We start from the raw sequence: 22,107 nt of genomic DNA on the forward strand, positions 1-22,107 counted from the left end.
TCTTGAAAGAAAAAGAAGTTATTCTGCTTTGTTCCATACATCATGGGCGATGATTGCAGCCTCTACCCGATTTCGCGCATGAAGCTTGGACAGTATTGCCGTCATGTAGTGCTTCACGGTCTTTTCCTGAAGGTCTAACTCGTCAGCGATTTCACGATTGCTCAGTCCTTTGGCCACGCGTCGAAGTATTTCTTCCTCACGATGCGTAAGGTCATCGAGAATGCTGCTGTTAATAGACATGCCGGTGTCAGCATTGATTTGCAGCAATACCCGCGAGGCCAAGCCCGGAGAAACGAACCCTTCACCTGCGGCGATGCTGCGTAAGGAAGCGGTTAGTTCGCTCGCGGTTACTCCCTTCACAATGTACCCAATAGCGCCCGCCTCCAAGGCGTCCGCGACATCGCTGCTGTTCTCTGAGACCGTCAAGATTGCAATGACGGGTGGATTTTCCATTGCCGCAATTTTACGTGTCGCGCTTATCCCGCCTCCGGGCATCGAGAGGTCGAGAATAGCTATGTCCGGCTGATGCGTGCCGACCAGCGACACTGCCTCTTCAGCATTGGAACCGGCAGCCAAAACTTTGAAACCATCAGCTTCATCTAGTGTGCGTCGCAAACCATCCCTGAATATCGGGTGATCATCAGCTATTACGACGGATGTAGTCATGATGTGCCTAACTTTCTGGGAAAGAGTGTCATAGCAATGGTGGTGCCTTCGCCCGGTCTCGATACGACTTCAAACTTGCCGCCAATGCTCTCGACTCGATCTCGCAAGCCCATAAGCCCCTGGCCTCCATCGTCACGCAATGCGGATTCTTCTGACTTTCTAAATCCAGGCCCGTCGTCCTTGACCTTTATAATTATGCGGTCGGTTTGCACCTCAGAAGTAACAGTGCAGTTGGAATCTGGGGCATACCTCGCGGCATTGGAAAGCGTTTCCTGAAGGAACCGAAAAATGCACAGCTTGTCGGACAATGACAACTCTGGGGCGTGGCTACCCAAGAACGAAATCTCCGGTCGCAACGGGCTGTGTTCGGCGTGATCCTCCACTGCTCTCTTCACAACATCGGCGAATGACAGGCTGTCGATATCTGGCGCGGACAGCCCTCGCGATATTGCACGAATTTCAGCAAGAGATTTTTGCAGGGATTGCTGAATTTCCTCTGCCTCTTTAGGTCTTTCGGACCCTTTGGAAAACGCCGCCTCCAGTCTAAGGGCGGCGAGCGACAGGTATTGCGCAGGGCCATCATGTAGCTCAGCTCCAAGATTCTTGAGGAACCGATCTGTTTGCGTGGCATATCTTTCTGACGCCTCGACCACACGCGACCGCAGCAGCGCATTCTGCTCAGCCATCCTCTCACTTTCTGTCAGGCGCTGTTTAAGAAGAGCCCCCTGTCGTCGAATTGTTTTGTCGCCAATTGCAACGATGGAATACAGAACAATCGTACATGCCAGAAATGCGGAACCGACGACCAACCAACTTGTTCGCCTGGCCTGGGCTAAGTCTAACTCAAGCTGATCAGCTCTTTCGTAGAACTCAGCAACAGCGATGATTTCGCCGGACCAGAGTTCGCGGATGGGGCTGTAAACTTCAAGTAATGGTATTCCCAATGCCGCCTCTGCGGCGCTTTCGGCATGATCAAGCTCTTCGAAAGAGCCGGAGATATCACCGCTCCACGCCCGCCTTAAGTCATCTGTTGGATTGAAACTGTTTCCAATGATGTCTGTATCCGAGGCATGCGCAATCACACCGCCTTGCTTCCAGAATTTGTAGGAAACGATGCGGTCACGCATTGGTTGGGTCATAAAAATCTCGTCCAGCGCCAGGCTCGCCTGTTCTGAAAGGCGGTCGCCATGTGCCAATTCCTGGCTGAGCGGGGATACTACGCTTTCCATATATAGAGCCGCAGAGTTAGCGGAGTTTTGCACGACTGCGTTCTGGATTCGATTTGACACCCACACCCCGACGATTGCAGTAGCAGTGCCCATCACAACGATGCTGGCCGCAAGAAACACTCGCGACAACGACCAATTGCCAATCGTCAGGTCAGCTACTTTCACTCTCATCGTGAAATCGACTATGAACTACAATCTGTTACCGCACCACAGACCTTGGTCTGACGCGATCTGGCTAAATCTCAGACTCTTTGCTTCCGCCCAGCGGCAAGAGTCAGATTTCATCCATCGTTCTAAGTCTTTGCAGCATCGGGCATTGAACGTTTCCGCTATCACAATTGGCCGTGAGCTCACTCAAGGCGCGCTCCAGACGTCTGAGCTCATCAATCTTGCTTCGAACGCTGGCAATGTGTGCCTCGGCCAGTTCTTTCACTGATCGGCAGTCTTCGGTACTTCCTTCTGACAGCTCCAAAAGCGCCTTTGCGTCAGATAGAGGAAACCCCAGGTCGCGGCATTTCTTCAAAAACCGAAGTCTACCCACATCGTTTGCTGAATAGAGGCGACGATTGTTCAGAGCTCGTGCGGGTCTTGGTACGATACCTTCGCGTTCGTAGTAGCGGATAGTTTCTATGCCGACCCCGCTTTGCCGAGAAGCCTCACCTATCGCAATCATGTGAAGTGCCTCCACTTGATCCTGTAGTTACTACAGGAGTTATACGCTCTGAATGCCGGTGCCTCAACACAATCAAATCGAGTACCTCGGGAGCAGAAGATGAAGAAATATGTGAGCCTCAGCTACTTGGGATCGGTTTCCGCTCTGGGGGTCGCGACATGCTGTGTTCTTCCAATGGCCATGATGTTGCTCGGCTTGGGTGGCAGTTGGTTGGCGATATTCGGAAAAATTGCGGCAGCAAGCTACTATGTTCTCGCCATCTCAACAGTGCTGGTCGCGGTTTCGTGGTTCGTAGCGCATCGAAACGGGACGTTGGCAAATCTGAAATGGTGGCTTGTCGGAAGCACGGCGATCACCGCGCTGGCATGGGTCCTCGTGTTCAATGAGGCGCAAATCAACAATTATCTAATCATGCAGATGTGAGACAATGACAAAACAAACTGTGGTGCTAGATAGCATTTTTACCTGCCCTCGGTGTGGGCACGTTGAAACCGAGACAATGCCAACTGAGTCGTGCCAGTGGTTTTATGAATGCAAATCATGCAAGGCAGTCTTGAAACCATTGGAAGGCGATTGCTGTGTCTTTTGTTCCTACGCAACTGTCCCGTGTCCGCCAATTCAGTTAGGTGACTCCTGTTGCGGATAAGCAGGCCGCAACCGCAACATCCGAGAAAGGTGTTGATTGTCCGTATTGGCTCGTCCGCCAAAGTTTGCAAAGTCAGCTTTCTGCGCATTGCTGTCATTGGGGCTTCGCGCAGCATCGGTCAATGTGGGCTCGTAGCAGCCGTTCGCTGCACCTTGCTTGAACGTCCACCTTGCGGACAAAGCTGACATAGTCTTTTTCCTGTTGAATGGCCGCTACGGTAACTGAAGAAGAGTTCCAAATCAGCCGTCAACTGTTGTGTTGTGCACGCGTTCATCCTATGTGCACATAATCTGAAATGGAGATTTCATGTCCCGGTAAGGAAGGGAGGCAGCACGCCTCCCGGAGCACATTCAACATCTGAAGAAACACCGTCACATCATGGCCGACGGTGAGTGTTGATGTGCAAACTTTTTTCTCACCAACGGCGCCCAGATCAAACTCGGGCCAGAGACATGAAAGTGACACCCTATGATAAGGGATTACTCAGACTTCCTTCCGCTTCGCGCACGCAACGCCGGAAGACACTCCGACTTCAACCCTCTTCAGGCATTGGGATGGCAACAGTTTTTCGCCCAGCAGATCAGCGTAGAAGATTTGTCGGTGACACCGCCCGTTCGAATTGTCGAAGTGCAACGCAATGGACTGCACGCCCTCGGTGACGGCATCAATACGATACTTCCTCCCAGAGTCGATGTAACTGTCGGGGACTGGCTGATGCTGGATCCTTCGCGCCCGCGATCCAGTCGGGTTCTAGAGCGCACGAGCCTCATCAAACGGCGTGCGCCAGGAACCGACCGGCAGGAACAACTGATCGCTGCGAACATTGATACCGCCTTTATCGTCACGTCCTGCAATCAGGACTTCAAAGTGGCCCGGCTGGAACGCTATGCAGCTCTGACTTTTGAGGCAGGGATCACGCCTGTCATCGTCGTCACAAAGACCGACCTCCTGACGGACTCGCAAAGCTACATCGACACGGCCCGCACGGTGTCGGACATGATCGATGTAGTCGCACTTGACGCCCGCGGAGACGCGCCCCGGACAAAACTGACATCTTGGTGCAGGCCCGGCAAGACTGTGGCGTTTCTCGGCTCATCTGGCGTTGGGAAATCGACGTTAGCCAATGCATTGCTACAAAGCCAATCCCTCGAGACCCAATCTATTCGCGAGGACGACGCCAAGGGGCGGCATACCACAACGCGGCGCGAGCTTCATGCGATGCCCAATGGATGTCTGATACTGGACACCCCGGGTATGCGGGAATTGCAGCTCACCGATGCAGCGGACGGCATTAATGATCTCTTTGCCGACATTCAGGAGTTGGCCGTGCGGTGTCGATTCAGGGACTGCCAGCACGAATCCGAGCCGGGATGCGCTGTTCTGAAGGCTATCGATGAGGGTGCTCTTGATGGCGGTCGTCTTAGCAGATGGCGCAAGCTCATGGCCGAAGACGCCTTCAATTCCGCGAGTCTTGCGGAACGCAGATCGCGCGACAAGGCGTTCGGGAAGATGGTCCGCGGTGTCAAAAAGCTCAAATATGTCAGGAAGTAAGACGATGACACAGTCGAAAGCAGGTCAATTCGTATGGCATGATCTTTTCACATCGGAGAGCGCGTGTTCGATGGCATTCTACCAGCACGTTGCCGATTGGACGTATGAAGTCGAGCGGGCATCGGATTTTGCATGGGGTGGCGGCGAGCAGGATTTCGTCCTTGCCCTCTCCGGTGACGAAGCGGGTCCGGGATTGATTGAGACGCCCCCGGAGCAGGAAAATGGCTGGATCGCTTACATCGAAGTCCCCGATGTGGACATAGCGATCAACCGCGTCGGTACACTCGGAGGTCAGATCGTTCGGGAGCCATTCGAGGTGCCGGGTGTCGGTCGCAATGCACTCGTCCGCGATCCGTTCGGTGCTCTAGTGGGGATTTCGCTGTCTCGGCACGGTTTCCCCGTGCCGAAACGGCAGTTCGGCCCTGAAGTGTATGTCAGCAACCGGAATGACTTTCCGCAAGCGTTCTACATCGAACTCTTCGGATGGCAGGCTTCTTCCGAGCGGGACAAGGATTGCGTCACGCTCCTCGGGCCTCAGGGCCATCTTGTTGCAATCCAGCATGCCGCGACTTGGTCACCTGCCTCAAATGCATCTTGGGTTCCGTGCATCAAGGTTGCTTCAGTCTCTGATGCCTCCCGTGCTGCTGAAACCAAAGGGGCGCGTCTGGCTCCTGTGGATTATAATGAATCCGTTCAAGCCGATAGTCCCATCCTGTGTGATCCAGTCGGTGCGCCGTTTGCTCTCGGCGTCAAGCAGAAAACAAATTTCTATTAGCTCGCCAAATTCTTCACAGGAATTGCAGAGCGGACATTTGCCCGCTCTGCAGCATCCGTGACTCAGGGCTCGAAGTAGACATTCGCTGCACTCGGCCTGAACGACTGCTATGCGGACGAAGCAGACGTTTAGCACCCTAAGTCAAAGGGCAGTTCTACGTGAAAAGATCTGTAGAAAGGTACTTCAGCCCGGAGTCGCAAATGATCACGGAAACGGTCTGGCCTTTGTGAGGGCCTTTTAGTAGCTCGACAGCACCCGCCACGTTAGCGCCGGCAGAAAACCCAGCGAAAATGCCTTCGAAGCGCGCCAGATCGCGACAGGTCTTACGCGCGGTGTGGCCATCAATTTGAAGAAACCCATCCCACACGAAACCTCGAAGGAAATCGAGATCACCCATAACATACCCTCCTCCCTGAATGGGATGTTCGGGGCTTGTCACTTCCTGACCCGCGATCACGGCAGCGCCTTCAGGCTCAATTGGATAGCATTTGATCTCTGAATTTCGCGATCGCAGGTACTTGGACGTCCCAGCCAAAGTGCCACCCGATCCGACAAAATCACAGAATGCATCGATGTTGCCGCCGGACTGTTCCCAGAGTTCTGGGCCAGTCGTATGTTCATGAGCACTCGGATTACCTGCTCGTTGGAATTGGTCAGCTCGAAATGCGTTGCGTTCAATCGTCAGTTTTGTAGCCACGCGATCAACCTCTGCGAGGTCAGCGCCTGATACTTCCCCAGGGCGACTTCCCGGCATTTGATCTACCAACACGACTTCAGCACCAAGAGCCTGCATCATTTGTGCGCGCTCAGGCGAGTTGCCCTTGGACATGACAGCAACGAATGGGTAGCCCTTGATACTGCAGATGATGGCAAGGCCGGTGCCCATATTGCCACTTGTCAGCTCAACGATTGTCTGCCCTTGCTCCAACGTGCCATTGGCCTCAGCTGCTTCAATGACACCGAGCGCCGCGCGGTCTTTTTTGGAGAATCCGGGGTTCAAGTAATCGAGCTTGGCTAAAATTTTTCCCTCGCAACCATAATGCTTTACCAGCCGATCAAGACATACCAAAGGTGTGTTTCCAATTGCTCCGAGAATGGAACAAACTGTACCAGTCATTTTAAGAGCCCCAACTCTGTTTCGAAGCGAACTTTGGTAGACAATGCAGAGTTTTGCAACATGGGCGCTTGGCGCTCTTCCAGCAAAAAGTAACGGGAGGCTGCTCTGTAGACGACACAGCCTATCGCGGCAATCAGGTATGGCGTTAGAGACCGGTTCAAAACTGATTTCCAGTCTCGGTTGTTTGAGTGGAAAATAATTTCTTGTGGATATCTATTGGAGTGCCAACTCACAGATAAACCCGCTGGCTATCCGCTGCTTCCAATAGCGCCGCCGTAACTGCCTCGATCATTTTGGTGTGAGGCGACGCCGTCATACTTGCCAGGCCAACAATGCGCTTAGGTCCGTTCTGTTCAAGGGAAATCCTTTTGAGCCGCAAGTGGTCATATGCAGTTAAGCGGCTGTCTGGTATGATTGATACGCCAAGTTCAGCGGCCACCATACTTGAGATTGCTTCAAGGCTCTCTAGTTCCATGGCGTCTTTGACTTCAATGCCCTTTCTTTGCAGCCAAGTCTCGATTTGCCTTCCTACAACCGCATCACGCGTAAAACGAATAAACGGTGACGCACCAAGCAGTTCTCTCGAAGGTAAATCTGGGGTGTTTTCCGAGACAAGCAGGACTAATTTTTCGGATACGATTTCAGAGAATTCCAACGTGTTTGGCAGAACGTCTGGTCGGGAAATGATAGCCGCTTGAACCTGCCCGCGGTCTAACTGGAGCAAAAGCTGATTGGTCAAACCTGGAACAATTCTCACACGGATATCTGGATGCTCGGATTTTAGCCTCGCTAACGCAATCGGCACTAGTCCAGTCAGGGTCGTTGGAACGGCGCCCAAAGTTATCTCACCAGAGAGTTCATTGTTCGACTTCACCCTTTCCGCCAAACCGTCATATGCAGCCACCACCGCAGCAGCCTCTCCGACGAACGTTAGCCCGGTATGAGTAAGTTTGGGCGACTTGGCTGATCGGTCAAATAAATCGAGCCCCAACGCGACCTCCAGATTCCGCATCTGGTGACTGACCGCCGACGGAGTTAGATGCTCCGCCTCTGACGCGGCACGAAAGCTACCATGTCGATGAACTGCGATTAGAGTTCGCAGTGACCGAATACTCATTCCGATAACCTCGCTACCGCTTAAACCGTGATCCACATGTGAAAGAATTTCACTAATTAGTCAAAGATTTTTCGTTTTTGTTCATTTTTGTTGATGTGTACCATGCGCACAGCACGCCTTATGAAACCAAACCCAGAGGTGCTTATGGTTGCTCCCAAATCCAACGCCTATACTTCCATAGTCGCCAAACCCTTCGCTCCAAACCTCGGGGCTGAGATCTACGGAGTCGACCTAAGCCGGCCTGTGCCTGACAACCAGTTTGCGGAGATCTGCGACGCTTTTCACACCTACCAAGTGCTATTTTTCAAAGAGCAAAAGGAAATACCACCTGCGCAGCACATTGAATTTGGGAAACGCTTTGGGCCGCTTCACGCACACCCCGCAGCTCCAACGATGGACGGGTATCCGGAGATTTTCGAAATCCATGCAACAAAGAATTCCAAGGTGGCAAACGGTGAGTTCTGGCACTCTGACGTCTCTTGCGATGAGATACCGCCCCTTGGAACCATGCTACAAATCCATATCGCTCCAACCTGCGGCGGGGACACCATGTTCAGTGATATGTATGCGGCCTACGATGATCTTTCCGAACCGATAAAAGATATGATCAGCGGGTTATCTGCACTTCATAGTTCCGAGCACATCTACAAAGGCCGCTATAGCGACCGCGGGCAAAAAGACAACGAAATTGACTGTCCCGAAGCAGTTCATCCGATCGTTAGGACTCATCCGGAAACGGGCCGGAAATCGCTGTTTGTGAATCGAACATTTACAACAAAGATTTTGGGCTTGTCGGAAAAGGAAAGCGACGCGATCCTCAACTTGCTTTTTGAGCATGCGGAACAGATCAACTATCAAATTCGGTTCAGGTGGTCGCTTAACGACATGGCCTTTTGGGACAACCGGTGCTGTATGCATCGTGCGATCTGGGACTATTGGCCCGCAGAGCGAAAAGGGCGACGTGTGACCGTGAAAGGCGATAGACCTGTTTAAACTCGACCGAACCGAATTGCTCGATCAAAGAAACCAGATCTTTAGGAGCGCTAAGTGCGAGCTGCAGTCGTAAGAGAGTTTTGTGAAGACCTTTCGATTGAGACGGTCCCAGATCCAACCTGCCCAGACAATGGAGTGGTCCTGGAGGTTGCTGCCTGTGGCGTATGCCGCTCAGATTATCATGGATGGTCTGGCGCACACCCCAAAGTTCAAAATGGCTCCATCTTAGGGCACGAATATTGTGGAATTGTAGTAGAGGCAGGGCCTCAAGCGAAGCACAGTGTTGGTGACCGCCTTATAGCGCCATTCATCTTGGGGTGCGGCAGCTGCAACGCTTGCCAAACAGGCGTATCAAACACTTGTGCTAACCAAATCGTTCCTGGATTTGGAACGCCAGGTGCTTACGCAGAATACGTTGCCGTGCCTTTTGACCACAACTTGGTTCACTTGCCAGAGACGCTGTCTTCTGCCTTAGCAGCAGGGCTCGGGTGTCGTGTAACCACGGCTTGGCATGCTTTGACTGACCGTGCAGATGTCGCAGCTGGTGAATGGGTGGCTGTCCACGGAACAGGAGGGATTGGCTTGTCCGTTCTTCTATTGGCAAAAATGCTTGGATGCCGAGTTGTCGTAGTGGATGTGGTTGAAGAGAAACTTGAGCATGCAAAGCTCATTGGCGCAGACGCCACAGTAAATGCAAGCAAACAAGACGCCGCGGCAGCGATCCGAGATATAACGGATGGGGGAGCACAGGTTTCCGTAGAAGCACTGGGCATCGAAACAACGACGAACGCATCCTTAGAGTGTCTCGCCACCCTTGGTCGACACGTGCAAATTGGTATGCCGTCGAGAGACGGCCAGATGCAGGTGAACATGCGGGCAATCTATTCCAAACAACTCTCGTTTTTCGGCACTCGTGGTATGCCTTCATGGAAATACCCGCGCCTTCTGGGAATGATTGAACGTGGTAACGTCGACATCCAACCAATGGTGGCTAGGGAGGTCCGCTTGGAGGAGGCAAGTAGTGAACTTCGGGCAATGAGCGGACCGACTTCCCCAGGAACCGCTGTAATCACAAGGTTTCAGCCTTGATCAGCCCAAACTCCTGACAGTTTTTTAACAGTCATTCTGTTTATCATTTTGCGCCCCTATGCAAATTCAGTTGCTCGCGCAAACTGGCTGTTCAGGGTAACGCAATAAACGGCCGCTTTGGGCTCACAGCGGTCGTTCGCTGCGTTCTATCAGAATTACCGCTTTGCGGACATAGCTGCCGTCCACTTGGCACAAGGCAATAACCGCTCGCAGTCCACAGAGGGCACCAAGATTTACTGCGCTAAGTAGGCTCGCGCACAAAACGCAAAGCTGGCCTCAGGCAATTTCTTTGAAATCACAATTGATTTTGCAGCGAATGGCTCGGCTAAAACACAAAAGATCCAGTGTCAAATTTTGATTCAGCTGCTTTTCTCAATAGTGTTGGAAAGCAGAAAATTATTGATCGCAAGTCGCCAATCATAAGGGTCAAGGTTGCAGAATGAAACTCTCGTATCTCCTTCACGGTCACGTAACCCATCAACTTTACTGGCGATCACATTGCGCTTCGCGGCAAGCGCTTCGTCCAGCACAAGTCCGTAGGCCTCCCAACGCGACGGAATCGCAACGATATCGACGGCTTGATAGGCCTCTGCAGGGTCCTCGGCGTGGCCCCGAAATTCTATGCGCGGGTCACCCTCTGCCAGTGTCTCAAGGTATAAACGCTGACTGCCTTCGCCAAAGATCAACAAACGCGCGCCCGGCGTTCGGGTTAACCGAAAGCCTTGGATCAGGATGTCGAAGCCTTTCTGCTGCTCGAGCCGCCCGATGGCACCAATTGTGGTCTTTGACTTGGGAGGCATCGTGTTGCGCGACAACTGCTCAAAATCAACGGTCGGAGGAATGACGGTCAGCTTTTCCGAGGCGGCCAGGCGTCTTTCCTTCATCCAGCCCGACTGCGAATGGCTGACCGCGACCACCTGATCGAAGAAGGAATAGATCACCCTCAGCATTGCAAAGAACCGACGTTTGTGTGGGACATTCAGAGTGGTGAATGCCCGGGTGTAACTGTGCTCGACATGGACCAGTCGAGTGTCCAGATGCATTGCGCGAAGCGCCGAGAACGCGGGTAAGCTTCTCCAGCTTGGTACGACGTGGGACACGATGACATCCGCATTCAGTTTGCCCCAAGAAAATGCAGTCCGTTTGACCTTCAACACCTTTTGATCGACCGTTTCGGACAGATCTGATTGCGCCAAAAGATGGTCGAGCATCCGCATCACGCCGCCCGCTGTCGTGTCGTCCACCAGGTGGAGTATCTTTTTCTGTTCCATGATGACGCCTCTCTCAGATCGATTGCAGTTTGGATTTCATTTGTCCCAGCCGGGTGATCGGGCCGGGTCCAAACGTTTTCAACACAAGGGCTGCGGCGAAAGTGCTGAACGTTTTCATAGGTTCCTCAAACACCGGGCGGAGGCTTTCCTGGACGCTGCGTGCAAACAACTCCCAAGCTTTGTCCCGATCGAGGTTGGTGATAGCCCGCCGCGCCAGATAGCGCAGCTGATAAGCACGGGACGAGGGTTCGTGCTGGGCAAAGAATTCAGGGTTCAGCGGGCGCAGCTTCGCGACCATCCTCTCCCACGCCTCTAACTGGCGATCTAAAGCCGCCGAAAGCCCGCCTGCATTGATCCGGTAGTGGGTCAGCAGCCCCGGAACACCTTCGATCTGCCAATCGGTCTTCAACATCAGCCGCATCCAGCATTCGATATCTTCGGACTGCCGGAAGGTCTCATCGAAGACCCAATCCCGCTCGGTTTCAAAGCTCGGGCGGTAGGCCAAAGCCTCCAGCACTGTCTTTCGAATAACGGCCGCCGATCCGTTGCCGATCGGGTTGCGGTTCAGAACATGTGCTGCGGTCACATTCTTCAGGCGGGGTGCTTGTTTGATCCCCATCATGCACCCCGCTTCGTCGATCAAGGCACTGCCGGAGTAACTAACCCCCACGTCCGGTTCGGCCTTGAGATGGTGAACATGAGCCGCCAGCTTCTCGGGCATCCACAGATCGTCGGCGTCGCAAAAGCCGATTAATGTACCCCGCGCGGCAGCGATGCCAGTATTTCTTGCCCCCGCCAGCCCACGATTGGCTTGCCCGACAAGTCGTACGCGTGTGTCGCCTTGGTGCGCGCGAGCAATCTCGGAGGTCGCGTCCTGCGATCCATCGTCGACGATGATGATTTCGAAATCGTCATAGGTCTGCGCCTGCAGTGAGGCGAGCGTTTCGGCCAAGGTTGCTTCGGCATTGTAGGCGGGTACGACGATGGATGCCGTGGGCATGGTGATCTCCTTCGGAATTCTCATGAAAACAACGCGCGTTTGATTGCTTGCGGCAGGATTGGGGCCAGCGTGGCCCCTGCGGCGGTGGGCAGACCTCGGCGTAGGGGCAGCAGGAAACTGCGCGTATGCAGGCTCAAGCCTTTGCGTGTGTAAGACAGCGCCTGACCCTGATGCCCTAACCGCAGCGCCCGGCGTGCGAGATAGCGCAGGTAGACGGCCTCGGACGATCGGGACGGGAACACGCCATATGATGCGGCTGTTTTGACCGCGTAGGCCCGCCCAGCGCGCATTGCGTGCAAGTCCGACGACAAGCCCCTGACGCTGGTGCGATACCAGACCTGAAACTGATCGACCCCTTTGATGGTGAACCCTTCACCTGCGAGGCGGATCAGCAGTTCCAAGTCTTCGTTATGCACGGTTCTCGTGTCCAACCCGCCGACGGCGTTGAAGACCTCACGGCGGATCGAAAGATTGGACATGGTGCAGACCGGGTTCTCAGCCAACAGCTCCGAAATGGCCAGGGGTGCGTTAGGAACGGTCGAGCATGTCTGAGAATCTCCGGGTTGATGGGCGAAGAACCGGATCTGCCCAAAGACCGCATCCGTCGAGGCGGGTTGGAAGGCTTCGTCTAGCTGCGCCAGCTTATCCTTGTGCCACAGATCGTCCGCATCACAAAACGCCAGTATGTCCCCTTTGGCCAGCTCGGCCCCATAGTTGCGGGCGGCACTTGGGCCATCCAAGGGGCTGCTCGCGACCCGGATACGTTGGTCTTGCGCGATGTGATCCAGCACGACGGACAGGCACGCGTTTGAGGGACGGTCGCCGACGCAGATCGCCTCCCATTCTGTGAAGCTTTGTGCGCGAATGCTGCTCAGCGTGTCGGCAATTGTATCCACATCGGCGTGAAACGGCACAATGATGGTAAAGCGGGTCATTGGAAGCCGAACCTTTCTGTTGTTTTGTGATCCCGAGGCAGCAGCACCCAAGATGCCGTTAGCATCAGGACAGCACTGGTCAGCAGGTATCCGATCGCCACTGGCATAAGCCCGAATGGGGCCATGATCGCGGTGTTGAGGATCAGTGCGAAAGCCAAGACCGCGCTGACCCGCAACTCGGTAATCGCGCGGTTTTCGGACCGCAGCCAACCGGCCATGGCCGACCAGATGACGCTTGGCAATGCGGCAAGGCACAAGATCGAGACCACCGGCGAAATCTGCTGCCACTCGGCCCCCAGCAGCAGCGGCACATAGACCGGCGCAAGCGCAGCTTGCAGTAAAACCAGCGGGCTCAGCACCAGGAGGGACGTGCCGAGCCCTTGATGCAGCGCCTTGGTTTTGTTTGGGGCTGCGCAAAGATGTGGGAAAAGAACAACTGAAAAGGCCTGCGTGAACGATGTCGCCAAGCCGAGCCCAGCGTTGAACGCCATGAAGTAGATGCCAAGGCTCTCAGCCCCCAGCATCGCGCCGACGACAAGCTTGTCGGCCTGCAGGCGCAGAACTTTGACGATCTCGACCCCCAGAACGGCCCAACCGAAGCCAACAAAGGGGCGAAGGGCGGCAAACCCTTGTTTGGTGTCAGATGTCCAGGGACGCAGGCGGCGCATCAGGACCAACCAGATCGGAGCAGCCAGCAATCGGGGCAGCACCAAGGCCAGCGGAGAGGCCCAGAGCAGCGCCAGTAGCGCCGCCATAACATTCGCTCCAACCACCTGCCCTCCGGCAATGGCGGCGGTCTGTTGCAGCTTGCCCTCACGCATCGCAAGCGCGGCCTGTACCAGACCGGCAGGCATGAACAGGTACTCTCCGGCCAGAATGGCAAGAAGCAGCGCCAACGTCTCGTGCCCCATCGCGTAGAGAAACGCAGCGATAGCCAGTTGCAGCACAAACAGCGCCCCGCACCAGACCCAGAAAATACGATGCGCGGTGTTGCAGCGCTGTTGCAGCTCGGCCTGCGGGGCTAGGATAATCCTCTGCCCCACGCCGTTCTCGGTCAGCGCCTTTAAGATATCCCCGGCCGCTAGTGCAGCAGCAGCCAGACCGATCGCCTCGGGGCTGAGGTTGCGGGCCACGACGACAACGACCACAAGACGCGACGCCTTTGCAACCACTTCGGACGCAGCATAGGCCAGCAGATGCCGCAAGAAACTGGTATGTGCCAATCGCTGAGTCATGTCGCCAAATGTCCAAAACAGTGTCGGGATCAGTTCTAATTGGTGGCGGCATCCCTGTCCCAGACGCGGGAGGACAGCTGGGCGGACCATCGGGCGAGCGACCTATCCGAATGGGATAAACGGCAATCCCGATGCCGGTCTGACGCACATCAAGACACTGCTGTAGCTGTGGACGCAGTTCAGGAGAGTTCAAAATGACACGACATTTCAAAGTTTTGGTTTTAGGGGCCGTCAGCGCGATTGCTCTATCGGGTTGCAGCAGCATGAAGACCCCGCGCAACATCGAACCCGTCGCAAAAGGCGAAAGCTATCAGGCCCAGTACCGTGCCCCATCACGGCGCCGGGCAATTGCGCCCTTGCTGCAAGCGGAACACTTGAACGGGCGCGCCTGTATGCCTCCGACCGGGGATCAGGGCACAGACGCCTTTGCCAAATGGTCTAAACCCGCGCTTAGCCCTTTGCTGGGCGAGAAACTTTCGCGCAATGATATGGTGCAGATCACCATCGACGGGGATGAGCTTCTCAGCGACACCTATGTTGTGTCCCGCGATGGCGACCTGAAGCTGCCGTACCTGCCGCCGGTGCGCGCGCAGGGCAGAACGACCGAGCAGGTCGAGCGGGACGTGGCCCGGGTTCTGGTAGCCGCACAGTTCTACGACAGTACCCCGCGCGTCACGGCGCGCATCAGCGATTTCGCCTCGGTCACTGTCGGCGTGAAAGGCGCGGTGTTTGAACCCCATTCGGTCGAGATCGGAGGCATCCCCGGCGACGCACTGGATCGAGGGCGTCAGGGCGTGCTGGGTGCCTCGACCGAGGCGCGCAACCTCTCGGTCGCCATTCGCGCTTCCGGAGGTGTGCGCCCGGATGCGGATCTGTCAGCAGTTGAGCTGCACCGGCAGGGCACGATCTACCGGATGGACCTGCGCGGGGTGTTCGAAGGCTCGGATCCGACCGACATCATGCTGCTGACCGGGGATCAGATCGTGATCAACAGCCGAGGGTGTTTCCAGGATGATTTGATGCGTCCCAGCCCGATCAGCCCGCCCGGCGTAACGCTTTATATGTCCAACCTCACGCAACCTGCCACCGGCAACGCAGAGTCGGCCATTGGAAGAGACGTGCGTGAGGTACCCTATGGCACGCGCTACCTGCAGGCCGTAGTCGATACCAATTGCGTCGGTGGGGCCAAGACCACCAATGCCAATCGCAGCGCGGTCCTGTTCACCCGCAACCCGATGACCGGGAACTCGATCGTTATTGAACGCAATATCGAAAAGCTGCTGCGACGTGGGGATCGCGATGACTATGACCCCTATGTTCTGCCAGGAGATGCGATTGCGTGCTACGACAGTAAGGTTACCGGCCTGACCGAGGTCGCCCGCGCGGTTGGCATCGTCGGCGCAGCGGCGCTGCTGGCGCCCTAAGTCAATCCCAAGCGGGCGATGATTTCGCCCGCTTCCAAGCAGTGGAGACTGCAGCGAGTTTGTTCGTGATGTCTTTGTGTTCTTTGGCTGCAGTCTCTACCGCAACCAACGCCTCTCGAAACTCTTCCACGCCGAAGGTTGCTGCACTCCCAGCCAGTTTGTGACAGGCCTGAGCTATTTGATTTAAATCTGTCTGGTCAAATGCCCCGGTTTCTAGCTGTTCAACCAATTCATCCCCTTCGGCAATGAACTTGGCATGCAGGCGGGCAAAGACTTCAGGGCCGAGGCTGCCTTTCAACTCCGCTAACGGATCTGGCTGCGCATGCTCCGAAATCTGCCCGTCGGTGCGCGTGACCACCGAAAGCGCCCTGCGCAGGGCATTCAGCGAAATCGGTTTTCCAATGAAAGCCGTCATACCGGCGGCGCGAAAGGTCTCAACCGCATCTGGCAGGACATTGGCCGACACAGCGATAATCGGCACATCGGTCGACTGCCCCTGACCGCCACGAATATGGCGTGCAGCGGTTGGTCCATCCATCACCGGCATGCTGATATCCATCAGGATCGCGTCGAACCGCTGACTGCTGGCCTTGTCGACGCCGACCTGCCCATTTTCCGCTGTCGTTACACAATGACCGTCCAGCGCCAGCATGTTGCAGATGACCTCGAGGTTGATCTCGTTGTCTTCGACCACCAACAAGTTCAGAGGGCGAACGGTCTCGGTATTGATCTGAGCAGCTTCTAGCAGTTGGTCGCGCGCCGACGGCTGCAACGGTATCCGCAGCCAGAAAACACTGCCTTCGCCCAATGTGCTTTCCGCCCCGACCTCACCGCCCATGGTCAGCGCGAACCTACGGGCAATTCCCAAGCCAAGCCCGGTTCCTCCGACCGTGCGACCGATAGAGGGATCGCTGGTGTAGAAGTCATCAAAAATGGCGTCGATCTCATCATCGGCGATGCCAGCCCCGGTATCGATCACACGCACTTCGTATACATGTGCCTTACCCTGATCTTCAGGTTCACATCTTTCGACCTCAATAGAAACACGGCCATTTTCGGTAAACTTGATCGCATTACCCACGAGGTTCAGCAGAATTTGCCGCAACCTTTGCGCATCAGTCGCGACATGCGGATAGGCTCCACCCACCCATTGCCAAGAGATTGAGTTGCCGCGCGAGGCCGCATTGCCGCTTTGACCATCCACTAGGTCCTGCAGCATCGCGTTCAGGTCGGTTGGCTCGTGCGCGACTGACAGCTTGCCGGCCTCGAACCGAGCAATATCCAGCACCGCATCCACATGGCTTTGCAGAACCTGGCCCGAGATCTCCATGTTGCGGACAAACTGAGACTGCTGTTTGGTCGTGCGCGTATTCTTGAGAAGGGTGAGGTTGCCCAGCAGCCCGTTCAACGGGGTTCTGATCTCATGGCTCATAACAGTCAGAAAATCCGACTTGGCCTTTTCCCCGGCAAGGGCACGGTCGCGGGCCGAGACAAGCTCTTTTTGATCCGCAACGCTTTGTGAGATATCGCGGACGAAACCGATGACGATTTCCTCATCCCCGGCCTGGGCGGATTGCAACGCGAGTTCAACGGGAAAGACATCCCCATTCTTGCGCATAGCCTCAAGTTGGACGCGACCCTTGCCAACGACGTGACGGTCGCCTCCGCTCTGCATCCGCTCCATGCCTTGGTTGTGGGCCTCGCGTAGATGCGAAGGCACAATCAATTCACCGATCGAATGCCCTTTGGCCTCTGCCTCGGAATACCCGAAAATCGATTGTGCAGCCGCGTTGAACTCCAGCACTGTGCCGGCGGCGTTCACCACGATCACGGCATCCAATGAGGTCGACAGGATTGTATTCATGCGTTGGTTTGCCTGCTGAATCGCCTGCCCCCGCCGATCAGCTTTGCGGTTGACCACCAAGAGGTAGGCGCTGACCGCAGTCAGCGTCAAAAACAACCCACCGGACAAAACGGCCAGTTGAAACAGGCTGAGCGCGGTTTCCTCACGGCGATGATCCGACTGGCTTGCAAAGTACGAGATCGCCGAGACCGAAAGCTCTCGCACCTTTGGAGCGATCCCCTGCGCGCCGTCATAGAGATCCGGCAGCCCCGCAATGAGCCCAGGATCCCTAGCGTCGATTGTAGGCACCGAGGCCTCCAGATAGGCGGAGACGTCACTCAGAGGTTCAGTGAATTTCGGGTCACTTCGCAGCGTTTCAAACAGACGCGAGGTGTCCAGAATATCGATACGGCTGTAAAAAAGATCGAAACGGCGGCGGATAAGGTCCAGGTTTTCGGTGCTTGCCTCTGCATCCGATACACCAGCCTCTAGCGCGTTGAGGTAGAACAGGAACTCGACCTCGACCTGCGTCAGCGTCCATTGCACGTTGTCTGTCCGGGCTGACTGCCGGTCGCGCAGATCGGATATCACCTTGACGGACAGCAACACGACCAAAGCTAGGGCACCCAGAACGGCGATGCCGATGAGCCCGAAAGCCCACCGGCGACGCGAGTGGTTTTGGAAATTTCTTGTCAATGTTTGGCCCGCATCGCCCACTTCATACTGTATAGTAACCCCACGCTATTTAACGATTTCCAACCTGTCGAGTTGCCAAATGCTGCGAGAGTAAATCACCTCGGTCTGGTACTTGGTGTCACTGTCGTATGGATATACGATCCATAGCGGACCTTTCTGCCGCCGTGACATCGCCGCACCGTCCATCTCATAGGCGACAATTGGGTCCTGTTCCGAGATCGAATCCACAGGGATCTCAACCGCGTAGTCGTTGATCGCCGTTGCCCGGATCGTCTCACCTTCTGCTCCGATCCGTTCCAGCAATACAGACAGGGGAACGCCGACAAAGCTGATCTCGCCTTCAGTCCAGATCGTCGAGGTTTCAAAGCTGCGTTGCGGCAGCGCCTGCAACATTTCCATATCGAACTGCGCCGCCCCGTCGGGCCTGGTCTGCGCGATGTTGCCTGAAATGGTCAGAATTACCTCTCCTGACGGAGCCGCCAAGTCTTCGGCGTGCGCAGACGTCAGGCAAAAGGTGAACGCCGCTGTGAGGATCGCAAAAAACAGACGCATCTTAGTCTCCATTTCTTTGACCGTAAGAAACCAGAAAGAGGTCCACAGCGACAGATGGGCATGGGGATACGCACCTATCCGAACGGATAGGTGCCTCGGTCTCATGCAGCAGCAGACAGGAGGTTCATGCGCTGACGCAACATGGATTTGAACCCGTCCCGCAGCTCGGCACGTTCCAACGCAAAAACGGTGGTTGCCTCAAGGTATCCGGCGACCGATCCACAATCGAAACGCTCTCCCTGAAAGGCGAAGCCGTGGCATCCGGTCCTTTTGATATCGGCCGCGATCGCATCGGTCAGTTGGATTTCGTTGCCTGCGCCAGGTGCCAAACCTTCCAGCTGATCGAAGATCGACGGGTGAAGAAGATACCGCCCGACAATGCCAAACTCGGACGGTGCCTCATCGGCGGATGGCTTTTCAACCAACCCTTTGAGATGTTGCACCTGCCCTTTGCTATGCTCGATATCGACCACGCCGTAGGCACTGATCTGGTCGAATGGAACCTCTTCGGTCGCGATCATGTGGCTGCCTTCAAAGTTCTGGACCATTTGTACCAGGACCAGGCGCTGCGCGTGGATCACATCATCCGGCAGGATCACCGCGAAGGGTTCATCACCGACATAGTCTCGCGCCAGAGAGACTGCGTGGCCCAGACCACGCGGGCTCTCTTGTTGGATAAAGCTGTATGTCTCATCCTCAAGGTTCGTGCTGCGCAGACGGTTCAGCAGGGTGGTTTTGCCGCCATCCTTCAGTTTGCGCTCAAGCCCCGAGTTCCGCCCGAAATACGTCTCCAGCGCGGATTGGCCGGTTGAGGTGATGAAGATGAATTCATCAATCCCAGCGGCACGGGCCTCGTCCACTGCATATTGGATCAAAGGGCGGTCGATCAGCGGCAACATCTCCTTGGTCACCGATTTGGTGGCGGGCAGAAACCTTGTGCCCAGACCTGCGACCGGGAAAACAGCTTTGCGAATACGTGTCATATTAATGCTCCTAGGGTTGATTAGTAAGCGCCGCGCCCCGACACGACGGCACGTGCGGTCAATGCGATGAGGAAGAGGTTCAGAAGGGGCGAGCGGGAGCGAACATAGGCTGTATCCAGTTCGATCATGCGGTCGAAGCCGATGCCCGCGCGGCCCGAAACCTGCCACAGGCCAGTGATACCGGGACGAACCTGCAGGCGCTCCAGCGCTTGGTCAGGATATGCGGCAACCTCTTCGGGCAAAGCCGGGCGCGGTCCGACCAGCGACATATCCCCTTTCAGCACGTTGAAGATTTGCGGCAGTTCATCCAGAGAGAACCGACGCAGAACCTTCCCAACGCGAGTGATGCGTGGATCATTTTTGACTTTGAAGCACACGCCCTCACGATCCGAATGGTTGAGCAGATCCGCACGCCGCGCTTCTGCGTCTTGCGTCATCGAGCGGAACTTGTACATCGCGAAGGGCACCCCGTTTCGGCCGATACGTGTCTGCCGAAAAAAGGCGGGGCCGCGACTGTCCAATCGCACCAATGCGGCGATTGCGGCCATGGGCAGGGCCAGAAGAGACAGCGCGACCACCGCCAAAGTGAGGTCCAGCAGGCGACATGCTGAGACCTTAGGGACAGAATTCTGCGCGGCGCGCCCGAGGAATTCGAAATTGCCCATTAGATATCTGCGGGCCATGCGGCGGGGCTCCATCGCCAACCGCCATGCCCACTCCATTCGGGCGTGCCGAACGATGCGCGGTGCCCGACGTACATTGCCGGCCAGGAAGTCGAACAAAGCCCCCACGCCCAGCACGATGCGAGGGTCAAGCCGGTGGCGGTTCCGCGTTATCCACAGCTCCTGCAGTGGGACGCCCATTGCGACCATCAGAATGTCTGCGCCAGATTGGTTGATATCGTCGATCGCCTCATCAACCCGCGCGGCCTCTTCAAATCCATCGCGCGTGCCAGCCACGGCCAAATCGGGGATCATGTGCTGCAACCGCGCCGCCGCTGCCTGAGCTGTTCCGGGACGTCCCCCCAACAGGTAGACCGACTGCCCAAGACGCGCGGCCCGTTTCAGCAGCTTGGGCACAAAATCAGTGCCGTTCAGATTCTCAGCCAGCTGGACACCTTGCAACTTTGCCGCGACCTCCACCCCAATTCCGTCAGGTAGGACCATATCTGCCCGGGCCAAAGCTGCTCGATATGTATGGTTGCGGGCCCTTATATTTGTGCAATGTGCATTCAGGAAAAACACAGTCCGGCGGGTCCCATCCAGCAGTTTTGAGATCACCTGTCCGGATCGGGCGTTCACAACTGGCAGACCCAAAATCTCAGGCTTTTCCAAAGTTGGTATGGGTGTTGGCTGCGCGCCTTTATGCATATCTTGGACTGACAGGAACTGCATGGAACTCTCCGATCAACGATGACAATCTGTGGCTTCAGACTGCCAATGAGACCCTGCAACCGATAGGCGAGCATCCGGAGAGGGATCGGAGAATAGGTCTATTCAAACGACCCCGCAGCACATAGCGTGGTGAAAACGGCCCGCTGACCTATCCGATTGGATATTCACCTGTCCGTCAGGAAGGCTTCATGCCATGGGTTCAATGTTTTACTAACGCATTTGGGTGTGTTTGGGGGCAGACGGAGATTTGAGATGAAAGTTCTTATTGCTGACGACCACGACCTTATTTTGGATACGCTCGTTGCCTTCATAGATGCAGCAGGCGGGATCGAGGTGGAGACCGCGCCGGATTTCCCAGCCGCGAAAGCTTTGATTGAGAACGACGGAGCCTTTGATCTGGTTCTTCTGGACCTGAACATGCCCGGCATGAACGGGTTGGCCGGACTTGAAACCTGCATCGCTTTGGACGGTGCCCAGCATGTGGCCCTGTTTACCGGCGACACCTCGCGTGATCTGGCGCAACGCGCGCTAGAGCTTGGTGCAGCCGGTTTCGTCCCAAAAACTTTACCGGCTAAATCTCTGGTCAACGCGATCCGCTTTATGGCGATGGGGGAACAATACCTTCCTGCGGGTTTCATGAACGCAGAGCAGCCGGAAGACTCCCACCCCATGGCTCAAAAACTGACAGAGCGTGAGCGGCAAGTTCTGAAAGGGCTGACTGAGGGCAAATCCAACAAGGAAATCGCTCGTGATCTGGATCTGTCAGAGCCGACGATCAAACTGCATATGAAGACTTTGTACCGAAAAGTTGGTGTCAGCAATCGAACGCAGGCCGCACTGGCCGCGCGCGAGGCTGGGTTGTTCTAGGCCTAACTATCCGAAGGGATAGGGGACGCTCCCAATCCCCTCGGCCCCTAG

The 22,107-nt window shown here is 55.6% G+C and carries 21 protein-coding genes and 1 pseudogene; 9 read left to right on the forward strand and 13 right to left on the reverse strand.

The window, feature by feature from the left end; translation table 11 throughout:
- Positions 1-18: 18 nt before the first annotated feature.
- From GOV90_RS17350 to GOV90_RS17360, 3 genes are all read right to left on the reverse strand, one after another.
- A complete protein-coding gene (locus GOV90_RS17350) occupies positions 19-666 on the reverse strand; it encodes a response regulator transcription factor (RefSeq protein ID WP_171091450.1) in 648 nt (215 codons plus the stop codon).
- A complete protein-coding gene (locus GOV90_RS17355; RefSeq protein WP_171105583.1) occupies positions 663-2,066 on the reverse strand; it encodes a sensor histidine kinase in 1,404 nt (467 codons plus the stop codon). The genes GOV90_RS17350 and GOV90_RS17355 overlap by 4 nt, the downstream gene beginning before the upstream one ends.
- A gap of 103 nt (positions 2,067-2,169) precedes the next feature.
- Positions 2,170-2,568 carry a MerR family transcriptional regulator gene (locus GOV90_RS17360; protein ID WP_171091453.1) on the reverse strand — a complete coding sequence of 133 codons (399 nt, stop codon included), beginning with the start codon at positions 2,566-2,568 and terminating at the stop codon, positions 2,170-2,172.
- Between the two features lie 99 nt (positions 2,569-2,667).
- Between GOV90_RS17360 and GOV90_RS17365 the strand changes: the two genes are divergently transcribed.
- From GOV90_RS17365 to GOV90_RS17375, 4 genes are all read left to right on the forward strand, one after another.
- The gene (locus tag GOV90_RS17365) at positions 2,668-2,991 is read left to right on the forward strand and encodes a hypothetical protein (protein WP_171091455.1); all 324 of its coding nucleotides are present in this window, start codon (positions 2,668-2,670) and stop codon (positions 2,989-2,991) included.
- 4 nt (positions 2,992-2,995) lie between these two features.
- Positions 2,996-3,214, forward strand: coding sequence for a GDCCVxC domain-containing (seleno)protein (locus tag GOV90_RS21240; RefSeq protein ID WP_253284643.1), 219 nt, complete (start codon positions 2,996-2,998; stop codon positions 3,212-3,214).
- A 468-nt stretch (positions 3,215-3,682) separates the two neighbouring features.
- Positions 3,683-4,765 (forward strand): ribosome small subunit-dependent GTPase A, encoded by a 1,083-nt coding sequence (gene rsgA, locus GOV90_RS17370; protein WP_171091457.1) that lies wholly within the window; start codon positions 3,683-3,685, stop codon positions 4,763-4,765.
- A gap of 4 nt (positions 4,766-4,769) precedes the next feature.
- Positions 4,770-5,540, forward strand: a complete 771-nt coding sequence (locus tag GOV90_RS17375; RefSeq protein ID WP_253284644.1) for a VOC family protein — start codon at positions 4,770-4,772, stop codon at positions 5,538-5,540.
- A 154-nt stretch (positions 5,541-5,694) separates the two neighbouring features.
- Here GOV90_RS17375 and GOV90_RS17380 read toward each other — a convergent pair whose 3' ends face one another.
- Both GOV90_RS17380 and GOV90_RS17385 read right to left on the reverse strand, forming a co-directional pair.
- On the reverse strand, positions 5,695-6,657 hold the full coding sequence (locus tag GOV90_RS17380) for a PLP-dependent cysteine synthase family protein (protein ID WP_171091461.1): 963 nt from the start codon (positions 6,655-6,657) through the stop codon (positions 5,695-5,697).
- A 229-nt stretch (positions 6,658-6,886) separates the two neighbouring features.
- Positions 6,887-7,774 carry a LysR family transcriptional regulator gene (locus GOV90_RS17385; protein WP_171091462.1) on the reverse strand — a complete coding sequence of 296 codons (888 nt, stop codon included), beginning with the start codon at positions 7,772-7,774 and terminating at the stop codon, positions 6,887-6,889.
- A 102-nt stretch (positions 7,775-7,876) separates the two neighbouring features.
- Here GOV90_RS17385 and GOV90_RS17390 point away from each other — a divergent pair, with 102 nt between their 5' ends.
- From GOV90_RS17390 to GOV90_RS21410, 3 genes and pseudogenes are all read left to right on the forward strand, one after another.
- Positions 7,877-8,767 (forward strand): TauD/TfdA family dioxygenase, encoded by an 891-nt coding sequence (locus GOV90_RS17390; RefSeq protein WP_217350779.1) that lies wholly within the window; start codon positions 7,877-7,879, stop codon positions 8,765-8,767.
- 135 nt (positions 8,768-8,902) lie between these two features.
- Positions 8,903-9,211: pseudogene (locus GOV90_RS21405) on the forward strand (alcohol dehydrogenase catalytic domain-containing protein); the annotation flags it as partial.
- A gap of 138 nt (positions 9,212-9,349) precedes the next feature.
- Entirely contained in the window at positions 9,350-9,856 is a 507-nt protein-coding gene (locus GOV90_RS21410) for a zinc-binding dehydrogenase (RefSeq protein ID WP_371732490.1), read from the forward strand.
- Between the two features lie 359 nt (positions 9,857-10,215).
- Here the strand turns inward: GOV90_RS21410 and GOV90_RS17400 are convergent, their stop codons facing one another.
- The 4 genes from GOV90_RS17400 to GOV90_RS17415 are packed head-to-tail and all read right to left on the reverse strand — an operon-like array spanning position 10,216 to position 14,297.
- The gene (locus GOV90_RS17400) at positions 10,216-11,127 is read right to left on the reverse strand and encodes a glycosyltransferase family 4 protein (protein ID WP_171091464.1); all 912 of its coding nucleotides are present in this window, start codon (positions 11,125-11,127) and stop codon (positions 10,216-10,218) included.
- A gap of 13 nt (positions 11,128-11,140) precedes the next feature.
- Positions 11,141-12,127, reverse strand: coding sequence for a glycosyltransferase family 2 protein (locus tag GOV90_RS17405; protein WP_170636897.1), 987 nt, complete (start codon positions 12,125-12,127; stop codon positions 11,141-11,143).
- A gap of 20 nt (positions 12,128-12,147) precedes the next feature.
- Positions 12,148-13,062, reverse strand: coding sequence for a glycosyltransferase family A protein (locus tag GOV90_RS17410; protein ID WP_171091465.1), 915 nt, complete (start codon positions 13,060-13,062; stop codon positions 12,148-12,150).
- Positions 13,059-14,297, reverse strand: coding sequence for an oligosaccharide flippase family protein (locus GOV90_RS17415; protein ID WP_171091466.1), 1,239 nt, complete (start codon positions 14,295-14,297; stop codon positions 13,059-13,061). The genes GOV90_RS17410 and GOV90_RS17415 overlap by 4 nt, the downstream gene beginning before the upstream one ends.
- 194 nt (positions 14,298-14,491) lie before the next feature.
- Here GOV90_RS17415 and GOV90_RS17420 point away from each other — a divergent pair, with 194 nt between their 5' ends.
- Entirely contained in the window at positions 14,492-15,721 is a 1,230-nt protein-coding gene (locus tag GOV90_RS17420) for a polysaccharide biosynthesis/export family protein (RefSeq protein WP_171091468.1), read from the forward strand.
- Position 15,722: 1 nt separating this feature from the next.
- Here the strand turns inward: GOV90_RS17420 and GOV90_RS17425 are convergent, their stop codons facing one another.
- From GOV90_RS17425 to GOV90_RS17440, 4 genes are all read right to left on the reverse strand, one after another.
- A complete protein-coding gene (locus tag GOV90_RS17425) occupies positions 15,723-18,260 on the reverse strand; it encodes an ATP-binding protein (protein WP_171091470.1) in 2,538 nt (845 codons plus the stop codon).
- A 45-nt stretch (positions 18,261-18,305) separates the two neighbouring features.
- Positions 18,306-18,812 (reverse strand): molybdopterin-dependent oxidoreductase, encoded by a 507-nt coding sequence (locus GOV90_RS17430; RefSeq protein ID WP_171091472.1) that lies wholly within the window; start codon positions 18,810-18,812, stop codon positions 18,306-18,308.
- 101 nt (positions 18,813-18,913) lie between these two features.
- The gene (locus GOV90_RS17435; protein ID WP_171091474.1) at positions 18,914-19,795 is read right to left on the reverse strand and encodes a UTP--glucose-1-phosphate uridylyltransferase; all 882 of its coding nucleotides are present in this window, start codon (positions 19,793-19,795) and stop codon (positions 18,914-18,916) included.
- 20 nt (positions 19,796-19,815) lie between these two features.
- On the reverse strand, positions 19,816-21,189 hold the full coding sequence (locus GOV90_RS17440; RefSeq protein ID WP_253284645.1) for a WecB/TagA/CpsF family glycosyltransferase: 1,374 nt from the start codon (positions 21,187-21,189) through the stop codon (positions 19,816-19,818).
- 252 nt (positions 21,190-21,441) lie between these two features.
- Between GOV90_RS17440 and GOV90_RS17445 the strand changes: the two genes are divergently transcribed.
- The gene (locus GOV90_RS17445; RefSeq protein WP_171091476.1) at positions 21,442-22,056 is read left to right on the forward strand and encodes a response regulator transcription factor; all 615 of its coding nucleotides are present in this window, start codon (positions 21,442-21,444) and stop codon (positions 22,054-22,056) included.
- The last annotated feature ends 51 nt before the right edge of the window (positions 22,057-22,107 follow it).

Source organism: Ruegeria sp. HKCCA5929, assembly GCF_013034525.1.
GTDB lineage: Bacteria > Pseudomonadota > Alphaproteobacteria > Rhodobacterales > Rhodobacteraceae > Ruegeria.